This is a genomic window from Methylophaga sp. UBA3603 (genome assembly GCF_002375335.1).
GTDB lineage: Bacteria > Pseudomonadota > Gammaproteobacteria > Nitrosococcales > Methylophagaceae > Methylophaga.
In genome coordinates this window covers 53,821-69,543 of the sequence record NZ_DFMC01000009.1, presented here as the reverse complement: position 1 = coordinate 69,543, position 15,723 = coordinate 53,821, and the positions used below count along the sequence as shown (strand labels likewise).

Here is a 15,723-nt window from a genome sequence, read left to right as displayed (position 1 = left end):
TGCTCAGAAATTGCCCTGAAACCAACTTTTCATTCTGGCAAGCATTCCTTTAAAACCATCCGAGATCACAGATTCACTGTGTCCGGTACTCACTTGTTCATTTCCAAACAGTAATAAACCCACACCTGTGGCGTGGATTGGATTACGTACTACATCTACTAAACCACCAACATGCTGGGGTACACCAAGCCTTACCGGCAAATGGAAAACTTCTTCTGCCAGTTCGATTGCACCTTCCATTTTTGAACTGCCTCCGGTCAATACCACTCCGGCAGCTAACATTTCTTCAAAGCCACTGCGACGCAGTTCAGCCTGTACCAGCATTAATAATTCTTCATAACGTGGTTCAACCACTTCGGCCAGTGTCTGTCTCGCCAGTTGACGAGGAGGTCTGTCTCCGACACTTGGCACTTCTATGGTTTCATCTTCCCGTGCCAGTTGTGTCAGTGCACAGGCATATTTGATTTTGATTTCTTCGGCATACTGGGTGGGCGTACGTAAGGCCACCGCAATATCATTAGTAACCTGATCGCCAGCGATCGGAATCACAGCGGTATGACGTATGGCACCATCAATAAACACGGCAATATCCGTTGTACCTCCACCGATATCGACGATGCAGACACCGAGTTCTTTCTCGTCCTGTTCCAGTACCGAGTAGCTGGAAGCCATCTGTTCCAATATGATTCCATCAACAATCAATCCACAGCGCTCGATACATTTGGTGATGTTTTGAGCGGCACTGACAGCCCCGGTAATCAGATGCACTTTGGCTTCCAGCCGTACTCCTGACATGCCGATAGGCTCACGTATACCTTCCTGGTTATCGATAATGAATTCCTGAGGCAATACATGCAGTAATTGCTGATCGCCAGGGAAATGAACTGCCCGAGCGGCATCCAGTACCCGGTCCAAATCGCCCTGTGTCACTTCCTTATCTCGAATGGCTACGGTGCCATGTGAGTTCAGACTACGAATATGACTCCCGGCAATCCCGGCAAATACAGAGTGGATCTGGCATCCAGCCATCAGCTCGGCTTCTTCTACCGCTCGCTGAATGGATTGCACAGTAGATTCAATATTGACCACTACCCCTTTTTTCATGCCTCTGGCCGGATGCGAACCGATACCGATAATTTCCAGTTTATTGTCATTGGGACCGGCATCCAGAATCGGCGCTGCCACGATCGCTACCACTTTGGAAGTGCCGATATCCAGTCCGACAATCAGTTCTCTTTCAATTCGTTTCGACATTACACAATTCCATTAAAATCAGGTTGCTTACCGGTTTTCCAAACAACTGCAAGTCCGTTGGTGTAGCGCATATCCACAATTTTGATTTGATCGCGGTAACTGGCCAACGGGCCTTCAAATACTCGAATAAATCGGGCTAATCGCTGCTCACTTTCTGCACGTCCCAATTGCAGCTGCATATCATCTGTAAATTTCACCTGCCAGGAACGGCGCTCATCCATGGTCAGACTTTTCACCCTTAATCCAAGCGAATCTACAGACTGCTGAATAGTCACCAGTTGCCGTGACATCAACTCACTGCTGCCTTCAGGCCCAAATAACTGAATAAGTCCGGCAGGCATTTTTCCGCTCTCGGGATAAAACACCTGGCCACGTGTATTGACCAGACCATCTTCATTCCACAATGCAATTGCCTGATGCTCACTGACCATTAAATGCAAGGTATCCGGCCAAACACGTCTTACCTGTATTTGTGATACCCAGGGAAGTGCTTCACCTGCCGCACGAATTCCTGCCACGTTTACATCAAGGAAACTACCGGTCACATATGGGGTTACCGCCTCAATCAAATCCTGTTTATCGGTATTGATTAATTCACCTTCTACCGTGACATGCTGAATCGGCAGCGTATCTGTGTTGTTTAAATAAACGACACCGACAATCAGTATCAACAGAACCAACACAGTACTGACATTTCGCAAGTTACTTTGCCAGTTCATTTGTTCGCGTGGTTTCACCACACGGGTCCGTGTTGCTCCGGCTTTTGGACGTTGTCTGATAGCCATCAGCGTTTGCCCTCCAGACTGCTCTTTAATACCTGCCCAACCAGATTTTCAAAACTGATTCCTGCCTGACGAGCTGCCATTGGCACCAGGCTGTGGTCAGTCATACCGGGCACACTATTCGCTTCCAACAAGTAAAAATCACCTTGCTGATCCGCCATAACATCAATGCGTCCCCAGCCAGACATGTTGAGCGCATTGAAAGCGTTGATTGCCAATTGCTGACAGCGTTTTTCATCAGCATCACTTAAACCACACGGGCACAAATATTCGGTTGAATCCGCCAGATACTTGGCTTCAAAGTCGTAAAACTCTCTGGGTGTTGTTAATCGAATAACCGGCAGCGCTTCTCCATTCAAAATGCTCACCGTGTATTCCGCCCCATGCACCCATTGTTCAGCGATAACTTCATCGTCATAGTCAAAAGCAAGGCTGATGGCTTGTTGCAGTGCTTCGGTTGATGTCACCTTACTCATACCGATGCTGGAACCTTCGTTGACCGGCTTGATGACTATCGGCAAACCCAATTCTTCAACAATTTTCTGAGGGTTGGACTGACGATTTAAGCGCACATATTTTGGTGTTGGTAAACCCTGACTTTGCCAAATCTGTTTGCTCAAACGTTTATTCATTGACAGTACCGCACCGGTGATGCCGCTACCGGTATAAGGAATTTGCAATGACTGCAAAACACCCTGAATTTCACCGTCTTCACCGCCACGGCCATGCAGGATAATAAATGCCCGATCAAATTTATCCTGACGCAAACGTTCACTAACCGTTTTATCTACATCCAGCTCAACAGCATTGACTCCGAGTGACTGTAAAGCAGCTAATACCGCACGGCCGCTTTTCAACGAAATCTCACGTTCTGCTGAACGTCCACCCATCAACACAGCAACCCGACCAAAACTTTGTGGAGTAATATTTATTTCACTCATGCGTGCTCTCCGATAATGTGAACTTCGGGGATCAATCGCACTTTTGTCTCTGCTTCTACACGTTGTCTGACTAAATTAATCAAATCTTCAATATCAGCCGCGCTGGCAGCCCCGTCATTGACAATAAAGTTGGCATGTTTTGGCGACACACTTGCCCCGCCAACTCGCAATCCCTTCAAACCGCACTGCTCGATTAAGCGCCCGGCATAATCGCCTTGTGGATTACGAAATACTGAACCGGCACAAGGTTGATTAGTGGGTTGGCTGTCGTTGCGTTTTTTCAGTAGCTGTTTAATTAATGCAGTTTCAGCTTCTGCATCTCCCAGCTGTAGCTCCAATGTGGCTGAGACAAACCATTCTTTTTCTGGCAGTTCGACATGACGATAGGCAACCTTAAAGTCACTGGCTGAACGCTTTTTCAACTCGCCCTGACGCGTTACGGTTGTTGCCTCTTTGACCAACTGCCAGGTTTCCCAGCCATGAGCACCGGCATTCATCGCCAATGCACCACCAAATGTGCCTGGAATACCTGCCAGAAAGGCTGCACCACTTAAACCCTGTTTGGCGGATTGCTTGGCAACTTTGCTGCAGTAAACACCTACTTCTGCGGTAACTCTTTGATCATCTATATCCAGCGCCTGCATGGTTCCGGCCATGCTGATAACCGTGCCAGCAAAACCGCCATCGCGTATTAATAAATTGCTCCCCAAGCCTAACCATAATAAGGGTTCATCAGCTGGCAACTGGCGTAAAAAAGACGCCAGATCATTTTTATCTTTTGGCTGATAAAAACGCTTTGCTATTCCGCCAACTCGCCATGAAGTGTGCTGAGATAACGGCTCATTTATTTTCAATTCGCCTTGCAACTCGTTAAACATGGAGACCATTAGCTCATCTCCTCAAGTTGTTGATCCAACTCTTTAGCGATGGTTCCGATATCGCCCGCACCAAGGGTAAGCAATAGATCCTGATCCTTTAGTAATCCCGGAAGAACAGAAAACAAGGCTTGTTTATCTTCCACAAATACCGGTTCAACCTGTCCACGCAATCGTATGGCACGGCATAAACTGCGAGCATCAGCACCCGCAATTTTATTTTCGCCTGCAGGGTAAACTTCCAGCACAACCAAAACATCTATCGTTGACAGCACACGGGCAAAATCTTCGAACAAATCACGCGTTCTGGTATATCGATGTGGCTGGAAAACAACCACTAAACGACGATCCGGCCAGCCCCCGCGGCTAGCGGCAACTGTCGCTGCAATTTCTGTAGGATGATGACCATAATCATCTACCAGTAACACCTGCCCCTGGCCGATGGTTTTCTCGCCAAGAATATTGAAGCGTCTGCCAACACCATCAAACTTCAATAGCGCCCGTTGGCAAGCGGCTACGTCAACACCCAAGTTACGGGCGACGGCTAAAGCAGCTGTCGCATTGAGTGCATTGTGCAGACCGGGCATATTTAAACGAACCTGATATTGCACACCACTTTGAGCTTCACTGACTGTAAACTCACTTTGCCCCTGGTACTGCTGCAGATCACTGATTCTAAAGTCGGCTCTTTCATCCTGGCCATAGGTTGTAATGGGACGAGTCACTTCAGGCAATATGCTCTGAACCTCTTCATCATCTATGCATAACACCGCAAGACCATAAAACGGCAAGTGATGCAGAAATTCAATAAAAGTGGCTTTAAGCTTTTCAAAATCCCCTTCGTAGGTCGCCATATGATCATCATCAATATTGGTCACAATGGCGATCATCGGCTGCAGGTATAAAAAGGACGCATCACTTTCATCTGCTTCAGCGACTAAATAACGTCCGGTACCTAATCTTGCATTGGACCCCGCACTGTTTAATCGACCACCTATCACAAAGGTTGGATCCAACTCGCCTTCACTTAACAATGCAGCAGTTAAGCTGGTTGTAGTGGTTTTACCATGCGTACCCGCCACGGCAATGCCATAACTGAAACGCATTAATTCAGCCAGCATCTCTGCACGAGGCACTACTGGAATACGCTGTTCACGAGCCGCCATAACTTCAACGTTGTCAGCGCTCACTGCGGTTGTTACTACTACCACATCAGCACCTTTAAGGTATTCCGCGTCATGACCAATCATGATGTTGGCTCCAAGCTGGCGCAGGTGTTGAATCAAACTGTTTTCATTCAAGTCCGAACCACTGACCTGATATCCCAGATTCAGCAGTACTTCGGCAATTCCGCCCATACCGACACCACCAATTCCGATGAAATGGATATGTTTGACCCGACTTTGCATTGCTGAGGTTAATTTAGCCATTTGCCCACTCTAGACAGATATCTGCTATCTGCATTGCTGTTCCGGGGTTTGCCAATGTTCTTGCCTGTATTGCCATTTGTTCCAAATGTTTTCGGTTTGCCAGTAATGGCCGTATTACTGCTGCCAGATCTTTTGCGTTAAGTGCTGAATCGGCTATAAGTAATGCAGCGCCTGCGTCTTTTAATGCCTGAGCATTGTGAGTCTGGTGGTCATCTACTGCATACGGATAAGGCACCAGAATTGCCGCGATACCTGTTGCTGCGACCTCGGCCACGGTCAGTGCACCTGCCCGGCAAATTATCAGATCTGCCTCGCTATAGGCTTTCGCCATATCGTCAATAAACTGGGTGACCGTACCCGCTACTCCTGCCTGTTCATAAGCAAGCTGACAGTCAGCCAGATGTTTTTCACCACATTGATGAATGACATTGATTGTGTGTTCTTTACTGAGTAATGCCAGCGTCTGCGGTACAACCTGATTTAAACTTTTTGCTCCCAGACTGCCACCTAGCACCAATAGTTTTAACGGTTTCTGAGCCCGTGCCTGATAGCGAATCTGTGGCTCAGGTAACTGTTCAATTTCTTTTCTAACTGGATTGCCAACCCATCTGGTTTTCTTACTGCTAACAAAACTGTTTTCAAATCCCTGCAATACCTGTTTGGCAATTTTTGCCAGCAAGCGATTTGTTAATCCGGCAATAGCATTTTGTTCATGTATCAATAACGGTTTGCCGGAAAGCCATGCTGCCAGACCACCTGGGCCTGAAGCAAAACCTCCCAGGCCGATCACCACATCAGGCTGAAAACGTTTAATCACTTTTCTGGATTCGAGCACTGCACGTAAGATCCTTAACGGCGCTACCAGCCAACCGAAAAGGCCATTGCCACGTAAGCCTTTAATCGGAATTAAATTTAATTTAAAGGAAGCTGCTGGTACTAAACGGGATTCAATACCACGCTCTGTGCCAATCCATTCAACATCCACCGAACGTGAACGCAGTTCTTCAGCCACAGCTAATGCTGGAAATACATGTCCGCCAGTTCCACCAGCCATAATTAATACGCGAGTCATCGTTTGACCCTCGCTGACGCTTTTTCTGGTTGACGGGTTTCCAGATCTACTCGCAATAACAGGCCAATGGCAACACAAACAATAACCAGACTACTACCGCCATAACTCATTAATGGCAATGTGAGGCCTTTGGTAGGTAACACGCCCATATTGACGCCAATATTGACGCAAGCTTGTAACCCCAGCCATACCGAAATGCCAAAGGCGACTTGTGCGCCGAATAATTGACCCGCTTCTTCTGCTGCTCGGCCTATCGCCAACGCACGCCAAATCATGGTCAGAAACAAAGCGATTACTGCCACAGCACCAATCAACCCGAGTTCTTCTGCCAGAATTGAAAATAAAAAATCTGTATGTGCTTCGGGCAGATAAAACAATTTTTGCATGCTGCTGCCTAAACCCACTCCCAGCCAATCACCGCGACCAAATGCAATTAGTGCCTGCGTTAACTGGAAACCGCTTCCAAACGGATCGGCCCAGGGATCCATAAAACTTTGTAGACGTTGCAGACGGTAAGGCGCCAGCCAGACCATCATAGTAAACAACCCTGCCAGAATGGCGATCAATCCAATAAATACGTCTAATCTGGCACCGCCCAGAAACATCATCACCAATACGGTGGACAAAATGACGACGATGGAGCCCATATCAGGCTGCATTAACATCAATACTGCTGCTACGCTCAACAAAAGTAATGGAGACAATACCTTTAATAAGGATGTGTTTAGTTGTCCATGATGGCGTTGCAGATAATCTGCCACGTAAATAATGGCAAACAATTTAATCAGTTCGGCTACCTGAAGGTTGACTGGCCCCAAAGGTAACCAACGTGAACTACCGTTAACTTCTCTGCCGATCCCAGGAATCAAAACCAATACTAATAGACCAACACCAACCATCAACAACATCGGTGCCATTTGTTGCCAATGAGACAATCTTATCGACATCACACACCAGGCAAAAAACAATCCAAGCCCGGCAAAAGCCAGTTGCCTGATAAAGAAATATAATGGTTGTCCGGTTTTGTTCTCAGCAATGGTAATGGAAGCTGAACACACCATAATCAAACCAATCAACAATAAGGCCAATGCGGCCATTAAAAGCTTTGAATCGAAGTAGGTGCTTACACGACTCATGCCGCCAACTCCCTGACAGCCTGTTCAAAATGGTCGCCACGATCAGCGTAATTGGCAAACTGATCAAAACTCGCGCAGGCTGGTGAAAGCAGAACCTGTTGACCCATTTGTGCAGAAATATTTGCCGCCTGAACTGCAGCTTTCATATCTGCTGCAAAATGGACCTGAACCGTTTCCGGTACATGTTTGGCTATTTCTTCAGCAGATTGACCAATCAACACGATAGTGCTGACATAGTCATTGAGGATCGGTCTTAACGGCGCAAAATTCTGTCCTTTGCCAACACCACCGGCAATCAAAACAATCTTGCCATTCTCTGCAATACCCTCTATTGCAGCGATACTGGCGCCAACGTTAGTGGCTTTAGAATCATTAAACCAGCGTACTCCGTGTAATTCGCGTACAAACCGACAGCGATGTGGCAGCCCTTTGAACTCTTTTAAGGCTTTTAACATGGCATCCATCGGCAGGCCCATTACAGACCCCAGAGCTAATGCCGCCAATGCATTGGCAATATTATGGCTACCGGCAATTTTCATATCACTGACCAGCATTAACGGCGTATCGCCTTCAGCCAGCCAGAGATGTCCTCTCTGGGTCAGTACACCAAACTCATAACCGGTTGATTCATGCAGACTGAAACCAAGCTGATCTCTTCCAGCCTCAGCCATCGCAGAGACAATAGGATCATCTCGGTTTATCACCATGACACCGCTACCGTTATAAACCCTTTGTTTAGCACGCTGGTAATCTTCGATCGAATCGTAACGATCCAGATGATCGGGACTGACATTGAGTATCACTGAAGCAAATGCATTCATAGAATGCACTGTTTCCATCTGAAAACTGGACAACTCAAGTACATAGAAATCTGGAGCAGGATCAGTCAACAAATCCAATGCCGGTGTACCAAGATTCCCGCCAACTGCAACTTTTTTATCGGCCATTTGTGCCATTAAACCGACTAAGGTGGTGACGGTACTTTTACCATTCGAACCGGTTATTGCAATGATGGGGGCGTTGGCGTGGCGTGCAAATAACTCAATATCACCAATAATCTCAATCCCGGCTTCTGCTGCCTGTTTAATCTGGGGCAAACGCGGATCAACGCCGGGGCTCAATACAATACTGTCAGCTCGCATTAACCAATCGGCAGGGATACCACCCGTTTTCACGACAACTTCTGGATAGTCTTTTTGCAGAGCATTCAGACAGGTAGGTTTTTCACTGCTATCAATTACCGCCACAGCATTACCCTGCTGCAATAAAAACCGTGCGCATGACAATCCTGTCTGCCCAAGTCCAACAATCAGGCTGTAATGAGAACTATGTTGCTGTAATTCTGCTGTCATCGTATTTTCAACGTCGCTAAACCGACCAGCACCAGAAATACGGTGATGATCCAAAATCGAACAATAATGCGGGGTTCCGGCCAGCCTTTTAATTCATAGTGATGATGAATTGGCGCCATCAAGAACACTCGCTTGCCACGTAATTTATATGAGGCCACTTGAATCATTACTGACAGAGTTTCAATGACAAAAACCCCGCCCATAATCAGTAATACCAATTCCTGGCGTACCAGAACCGCAACCGTTCCCAGCGCTGCGCCCAGTGCCAAAGCACCGACATCACCCATAAAAACCTGGGCTGGATAGGTGTTAAACCAGAGGAATCCCAATCCAGCACCCACCATTGCGGCACAGAATACGGTTAATTCTCCAGCCCCAGGGATATGTGGAATTTGCAGATAATTGGCAAACTCAAAGTGTCCTGCAACATAACTGAATAGCCCTAACGCTGCCGCGACCATTACCGTAGGCATAATCGCTAAACCATCGAGACCATCTGTCAGATTCACAGCATTACTACTGCCAACTATGACCAAATAGACCACCAGCAGATACCATGCCCCCAGAGGGATAATGATTTCTTTAAAAAATGGCACGATAAGCTGCGTTTCGGCGGGTGTCTGTACTGTCATGTACAGAAATATTGCAGCCCCCAAACCCACTACTGATTGCCAGAAATATTTATAACGGCTTAACAGTCCTTTGGGATCCTGACGAACCAGCTTGATGTAATCATCAACAAAGCCAATTGTGCCAAACAGCAGCGTAACCAGTAACACCACCCAAACGTAACGGTTTGTCAGATCAGCCCACAGTAGGGTACTGACGGCAATTGCAACCAGTATTAAAGAACCGCCCATGGTGGGCGTACCGGTTTTACTGATATGGGATTCAGGTCCATCATTTCTGACCACCTGGCCAATCTGTCTGAAACTGAGATGTCGGATCATCGTAGGACCCACAATCAGGGCAATTCCCAATGCGGTCATTACCCCTAAAATGGCCCGTAATGTCAGATATTGAAAGACATTAAAGCCGGTGTAATACTGGCTCAGATATTCACTCAGTATTAACAGCATCAGGCTTCTCCTCCAACGGCCAGTGCATCCGCCAGCTTATCCAGCTTCATAAAGCGAGAGCCTTTAATCAAGCACGCCACATCTTTATTCAGTGCATTTTTCAGTTCCGCTTCCAACTCTGACAGCTCATTGAAATGCTGTGCATTATCAGCAAACTCTGCCGAGGCCAGCTGGCTTTGCTGCCCAATGGTAAACAACCGTTTCACACCAGCTGCCTGTGCATCTCGACCTAACTGTTGATGAATAGCAGTACTTTCTGGTCCGAGCTCGCCGAAATCACCCAGTACCAACCAATGTTCCCCCGGGAACTGCATCAAAGTTTGCAGGGCCTGACGAAACGATCCGGGATTAGCATTGTAGGTATCATCAATCACTAATGCGTTATTAACCGCTTCGCGTAATTGCAAGCGATGCGGAACAGCTTTGATTGCAGCCAAACCTTTAACAATTGCTTCCGGCTCAATGCTGAGCGCTGAACATACCGCAATGGCCGCTAAGGCATTGCTGACATTATGAATTCCGGGTAACGGTAAAAAGATAAAATGACAAACCCCATCCAGTCGCACCATAAAATGACTACCGGTAATGGCTAACTGCAGGTCTAATGCGACAATATCTGCGGGTTGCTGCAGCCCAAAGCTGATGTGTTGGCGCGCTCCGAGTATTTGTTTCCATAAATCGCCATAAGGCATATCGGCATTGATTACCGCAACGCCATCAGCTTTCAGGCCGGCATAGATTTCACCTTTTGCTTCAGCCACGCCCTGCAATGAACCAAAACCTTCGAGATGCGCTGCGCCGACATTATTGATTACAGCAACATCGGGCTCCGCCATGGCAACCAGAGTGGCAATCTCACCTGAATGATTTGCGCCCATTTCGATCACCGCATAATCGTAGCTATCATTAAGACGCGTCAGGGTAAGCGGAACACCAAGATTATTATTCAGATTTCCTTTTGTAGACAAAACGTTGCCAGATTGCGCCAGAATGGATGAAATCATTTCCTTAAGCGTGGTTTTACCGTTACTACCTGTTACCGCGACAACTTTTGCATGACTGTTTTCCCGCCATAGTCTGGCAATCGCTCCGTAGGCTTTGGTGACATCATCAACCACAATCTGAGGCAGTTCATTGGCAATATACCGATTAACTAATGCCCCACTTGCACCCGCCAAACGTGCCTGCTCTATAAAATCATGGCCATCCATATTCTCGCCGGACAGCGCGACAAACAAATCACCATTTTCAATCTGACGGCTATCAATCTTGCTGCCTGTCATCACGGCATCTTCGCCGTGTAACTCGGCGTTCAGTTGCTCAGCAATTTTGCTCAGGTGAATAGTGGTCATAAAGTTACCCTTGTTGCTGAGTGACGTTTGTGTATGGCCTGCATCGCTATCTCGTTATCATTAAAAGGTGTTTTTACGCCAGCGACTTCCTGAAATTGTTCATGGCCTTTTCCGGCTATAAGGACCATGTCATCAAGAGCAGAATCGATAATGGCGTATTCGATCGCTAGCTTTCTATCAGCTTCAATATGAATATCTGCTTGTTTGTGGCAACCAGCCAGGATCTGCTCGATGATTTTCATACTTTCCTCACCACGCGGGTTGTCATCAGTAACGACCAGTTTGTCGGCTAACTCACTGACGATTTTCCCCATCAAAGGCCGTTTGCCTTTGTCGCGTTCACCGCCACAACCAAATACACACCAGAGTTTCGAACGACTTTCCATATGTTGACGCATACCCAGCAGAGCTTTTTCCAATGCATCTGGAGTATGGGCAAAATCAATCACAACTGATGGTTGCAGACTGCTCGCCAACAGTTGCATGCGTCCATTTACACTGGTTAATTGATTTAATCCGTCGGCAATTTCATCCGTTGACCAACCAACTAACGCAAGTACACCGGCGGTTGCCAATAGATTTTCGACATTGAATCTGCCGAGTAAACGGGTTTGAATGGCCACTGTTTGCTGCGCATTATGTAAATTGAATTGCAAGCCATTAGTTGTCGCCTGAATATCACTGGCAAACACATTTGCTTTGGAATTACTGCAGCTATACTCCACACTGTTAATCTGATTTTTTTTAAGTAAAGACAATATCTGCTGACCAAAGTCATCGTCAGCATTGACTACTGCAGCCTCTAGCGATGCAAAATCAAATAAACGTTGTTTTGCCGCCGCGTACTCCAACATACTCTGGTGATAATCAAGATGATCCCGACTTAAATTGGTCAATACGGCATAGTTAATATCAACAAAATTCAGCCGTCCCTGTTCCAAAGCATGTGAAGATGCTTCCAGAGCGACGTACTGGATTCCGTTGTCACGCATTTCTGCAAGCATTGCTTGTAAACGCACGGGGTCCGGCGTTGTCATGCCGTGATCTTTTATCTCAGTTAGTCTTCCACTGCCCAATGTTCCTATAACACCACAAGGTTGACCGGCGTTTTCCAGTGCCTGAGCGATAAACTGGGTGACAGAAGTTTTACCATTGGTACCGGTGACCGCTATGACCGTCATTGTTGCCGAAGGATATTGATAGAATGCCGCAGCCAGGCGAGCGGTTTGCTCCTTCAAATCATTAACAGCAACCATTTCAATTTGCCGTTGTTGCAGATGTTTTCTCAGCTCTGGTTTCAAAGGTGCTTCTGCTGAATAGCAAACAGCTGCAATTTCGGCTTTAGCTGCCTGCTTAATATGTTGGTCTCGGATTTCCAGATCTGTAGCTAAGGCAAAAAACAAATCTCCTGATTTGAGCCGACGGCTATCCAGACTCAGACCGCTAACCACTGTTGTCGACACCGTGTCACTATCAACCAGTTGCATTAAATCAATAAGACGCATTTGATAGTTCATTGATGCGCCACCTGTAATTGCGTTTGGGGAAGTGCATCAGGCGCAATATTCAGTAAACGCATGGCACCCACCATAACATCAGCAAATACTGGTGCGGCTACTGCACCACCGTAATACTCTTCGCCTGTTGGTTCATCAATCACCACCACCATTGCCAAGCGGGGATTTTTGGCCGGTATCAAACCAGCAAACAGCGATTGATACTCACTCTCGGTATACCCTCCCGCCATAGCTTTTTTAACCGTGCCGGTTTTTGCGGCTACACTGTAATTTGGTACCGCCGCCCGTTGGGCAGTCCCACCTGGAAGCACAACCAATTCCATCAAACCGCGTACGGTTTCCATTAAATCTTTGGAAAAAACTCGACGTCCCTTGGGTGTTTTATCCTGTTTGATAAACGTGACATTGCGCATAATGCCGCCATTACCAATGATGGTATAAGCTCTGGCGAGTTGTAACGTATTTGTTGCCAATCCATAACCGTAAGCCAGCGTGGCCCGATCCAAGGTTCGCCATGTCCGCGGATCAGGTAAAGTTCCCATGGCTTCCCCCGGGAAATAGGCGCCACTTTCAGCGCCCATGCCAAAACTGGCAAAATCCTGCCACAATTCCATTGGTTCAAGTTCCAACGCAATTTTGCTGGCCGCAACATTACTCGACTTTTGAATTGATGTGGCCAAATTAATGATGCCGTAATCGCGGAAATCACGGATAGTATGCCCACTGACCCGCATCGTACCTGGATGTGTATTGATCATCGTGTTGAGATCAAATTTGCCTGATTTCAAACCACTGGCAACGGTAAAAGGTTTTACTGTTGAACCTGGTTCAAACAGATCGGTCACAGCACGATTACGTAAGTCAGCCGACTGCACACCATAACGATTATTTGGATTAAAAGCTGGTTGATTAACCATCGCTAAGACTTCACCAGTCTGAACATCCAGAATCACCGCAGAGCCTGATTTCGCACCATGCTTATCAACCGCGTTTTTAAGCGCGTTATAACTCAGATACTGCAAACGCAAATCGATACTTAACTGGATGTTTTCACCAGCTTTTGCCGGGCGAATAGGATCGCCACCACCAACAAAATTACCTTTACTGTCTCGCACCATGCGACGCAGTCCAGGTACACCGGTCAGTAATGGCTCGTAGGTAAGTTCCAGTCCTTCCTGACCAACATCATCAATATTGGTAAAGCCCACCACATGGGCTGTTACTTCACCTGTTGGATAATAGCGTTTGTATTCGCGTTGCAACGCAACGCCACCAATTTTTAATTGTTTTACCTGATCCGAGATTTCCGGCTTGACCCGACGTTTTAAATAAAGAAATTCACGTTCAGGGTTCTGATAAATCCGTTGACGAATATTATTGGCATCAATGCCCAGAATAGAAGCTAATTTGGTCAGCTTTGGATCTTCTGCATCTGTTACCTGAGGGTTTAACCAAACAGAATGGACTGGGGTACTTATCGCCAAAGGTTCGCCATGACGATCCAGAATCATTCCCCGATGGGCCACAATTGGAACATTACGCAGATGCCGGGCATCGCCTTGGTTACGCAGAAAATCAGGGTTTAACACCTGAATATCCACCAGTCGCCATAACAGACCCAGACCAATCAGGATAAAGGACAGTCTGACCAGATTCAGCCGCCAGCTGCCGGTTTGCTGATATCCGTTTTGCTTGCGCCGACTCATGGTTTGACCACCACGGTTTGTTCATTACTGGGTACCTGCATATTCAGGCGGGTACGGGACTGCTGTTCAACTCTGGCTGGACTGGCCCATGTGCTCTGTTCCAGTAACAATTTGCCCCACTCTTCATTCAATTGATCACGTCTGTTTTCCAATTGCTGCAACGCGACAAATTCGCTACGACCCGCATGCTTGGTATAGATCACTGCAACTGATGAGACCAGCACCAATAAAGTCATGACTAGCACAGGCAAATCAATACGGATATGTTCGAAAAACGTAGGCCAGATCATGCAAGTTTCTCCGCCACACGTAAGACCGCACTGCGAGAGCGAACATTCACCGATAACTCAGCTTCATCCGCTTTGATGGCCTTGCCGATAATTCTAAGACGAGGATTTAATTGGTCTGCTGTCACCGGAAAATGCGCGGGCAAATCATCACCTTTCGCCTGGTCGCGGAAAAAACGTTTGACGATGCGATCTTCCAGCGAATGAAAACTGATAACGACCAATCTACCGCCCACAGCCAGGATCTCTAAAGCCTGTTCCAGTGCACTGGTTAATTCTTCCAGTTCACTATTGATGAAAATACGAATGGCCTGGAAAGTACGCGTCGCCGGATGTTTGAATTTATCGCGGGTTGGACTCGCTTTATCCACCAAATCAGCCAACTGTTTTGTTGTGGTGATAGGGGTATGTTCACGTGTTTCCACAATGGCGGAAGCAATACGTTTACCGTAACGTTCTTCACCCAGCGTTTTAATCACAGTAGCAATTTCGCTCATTTCAGCACTGGCAAGCCATTCGGCCGCACTCATGCCGGATGTCGGATCCATCCGCATATCCAATGGGCCATCATGTTGAAAACTGAATCCACGTTCAGCCTCATCAAGTTGTGGTGAAGACACACCGATATCCATCAAAATACCGTTTACCTTCCCTTGCCAGAGCCGGGAATGGATAACCGTTGAAAGTTCAGAGAAAGCACAATGTTCAATCGCAAAGCGCGTATCCATTTTCGCCAATGCCTGACCTGCTTCCACTGCAGTTGGATCACGATCCAATCCTAATAAACGACCGTTTGCTGAAAGTTGTTGGAGAATGGCACGAGAGTGACCACCACGACCAAAAGTCGCATCCACATAGATACCGTCAGGCTGAATAAACAGTCCCTCGACGGTCTCTTTCAAAAGGACCGGTTGATGTGTTGGGAGTTGGTTTGTCATGA

At 47.1% G+C, this 15,723-nt stretch carries 14 protein-coding genes; all 14 read right to left on the bottom strand.

Annotation, left to right across the window (positions count from 1 at the left end):
• Positions 1 to 3: 3 nt before the first annotated feature.
• Genes ftsA through rsmH form a run of 14 tightly spaced genes read right to left on the bottom strand, consistent with a single transcriptional unit; the run spans position 4 to position 15,721 of the window.
• Positions 4 to 1,254 carry a cell division protein FtsA gene (gene ftsA, locus B4F66_RS07555; protein ID WP_292357850.1) on the bottom strand — a complete coding sequence of 417 codons (1,251 nt, stop codon included), beginning with the start codon at positions 1,252 to 1,254 and terminating at the stop codon, positions 4 to 6.
• Positions 1,254 to 2,039 carry a cell division protein FtsQ/DivIB gene (locus B4F66_RS07550; RefSeq protein WP_292357848.1) on the bottom strand — a complete coding sequence of 262 codons (786 nt, stop codon included), beginning with the start codon at positions 2,037 to 2,039 and terminating at the stop codon, positions 1,254 to 1,256. The genes ftsA and B4F66_RS07550 overlap by 1 nt, the downstream gene beginning before the upstream one ends.
• Complete coding sequence (locus tag B4F66_RS07545) at positions 2,039 to 2,977, bottom strand: D-alanine--D-alanine ligase (protein ID WP_292357846.1); 939 nt, start codon at positions 2,975 to 2,977, stop codon at positions 2,039 to 2,041. Before B4F66_RS07545 ends, B4F66_RS07550 begins: the two co-directional genes overlap by 1 nt.
• Positions 2,974 to 3,864 carry a UDP-N-acetylmuramate dehydrogenase gene (gene murB, locus B4F66_RS07540; RefSeq protein ID WP_292357844.1) on the bottom strand — a complete coding sequence of 297 codons (891 nt, stop codon included), beginning with the start codon at positions 3,862 to 3,864 and terminating at the stop codon, positions 2,974 to 2,976. Before murB ends, B4F66_RS07545 begins: the two co-directional genes overlap by 4 nt.
• A complete protein-coding gene (gene murC / locus B4F66_RS07535; RefSeq protein WP_292357842.1) occupies positions 3,864 to 5,282 on the bottom strand; it encodes a UDP-N-acetylmuramate--L-alanine ligase in 1,419 nt (472 codons plus the stop codon). Before murC ends, murB begins: the two co-directional genes overlap by 1 nt.
• Positions 5,275 to 6,354 (bottom strand): undecaprenyldiphospho-muramoylpentapeptide beta-N-acetylglucosaminyltransferase, encoded by a 1,080-nt coding sequence (gene murG, locus B4F66_RS07530; RefSeq protein ID WP_292357841.1) that lies wholly within the window; start codon positions 6,352 to 6,354, stop codon positions 5,275 to 5,277. Before murG ends, murC begins: the two co-directional genes overlap by 8 nt.
• On the bottom strand, positions 6,351 to 7,490 hold the full coding sequence (gene ftsW, locus B4F66_RS07525) for a putative lipid II flippase FtsW (RefSeq protein ID WP_292357840.1): 1,140 nt from the start codon (positions 7,488 to 7,490) through the stop codon (positions 6,351 to 6,353). Before ftsW ends, murG begins: the two co-directional genes overlap by 4 nt.
• A complete protein-coding gene (gene murD, locus B4F66_RS07520; RefSeq protein ID WP_292357838.1) occupies positions 7,487 to 8,842 on the bottom strand; it encodes a UDP-N-acetylmuramoyl-L-alanine--D-glutamate ligase in 1,356 nt (451 codons plus the stop codon). Before murD ends, ftsW begins: the two co-directional genes overlap by 4 nt.
• Positions 8,839 to 9,921, bottom strand: coding sequence for a phospho-N-acetylmuramoyl-pentapeptide-transferase (mraY, locus tag B4F66_RS07515; protein WP_292357836.1), 1,083 nt, complete (start codon positions 9,919 to 9,921; stop codon positions 8,839 to 8,841). The genes murD and mraY overlap by 4 nt, the downstream gene beginning before the upstream one ends.
• A complete protein-coding gene (locus B4F66_RS07510) occupies positions 9,921 to 11,273 on the bottom strand; it encodes a UDP-N-acetylmuramoyl-tripeptide--D-alanyl-D-alanine ligase (protein ID WP_292357834.1) in 1,353 nt (450 codons plus the stop codon). Before B4F66_RS07510 ends, mraY begins: the two co-directional genes overlap by 1 nt.
• On the bottom strand, positions 11,270 to 12,790 hold the full coding sequence (locus B4F66_RS07505; protein WP_292357832.1) for a UDP-N-acetylmuramoyl-L-alanyl-D-glutamate--2,6-diaminopimelate ligase: 1,521 nt from the start codon (positions 12,788 to 12,790) through the stop codon (positions 11,270 to 11,272). The genes B4F66_RS07510 and B4F66_RS07505 overlap by 4 nt, the downstream gene beginning before the upstream one ends.
• Positions 12,787 to 14,496 carry a peptidoglycan D,D-transpeptidase FtsI family protein gene (locus B4F66_RS07500; RefSeq protein ID WP_292357830.1) on the bottom strand — a complete coding sequence of 570 codons (1,710 nt, stop codon included), beginning with the start codon at positions 14,494 to 14,496 and terminating at the stop codon, positions 12,787 to 12,789. Before B4F66_RS07500 ends, B4F66_RS07505 begins: the two co-directional genes overlap by 4 nt.
• Complete coding sequence (gene ftsL, locus B4F66_RS07495; protein ID WP_292357828.1) at positions 14,493 to 14,786, bottom strand: cell division protein FtsL; 294 nt, start codon at positions 14,784 to 14,786, stop codon at positions 14,493 to 14,495. The genes B4F66_RS07500 and ftsL overlap by 4 nt, the downstream gene beginning before the upstream one ends.
• A complete protein-coding gene (gene rsmH, locus B4F66_RS07490; protein ID WP_292357827.1) occupies positions 14,783 to 15,721 on the bottom strand; it encodes a 16S rRNA (cytosine(1402)-N(4))-methyltransferase RsmH in 939 nt (312 codons plus the stop codon). Before rsmH ends, ftsL begins: the two co-directional genes overlap by 4 nt.
• Positions 15,722 to 15,723: the final 2 nt, after the last annotated feature.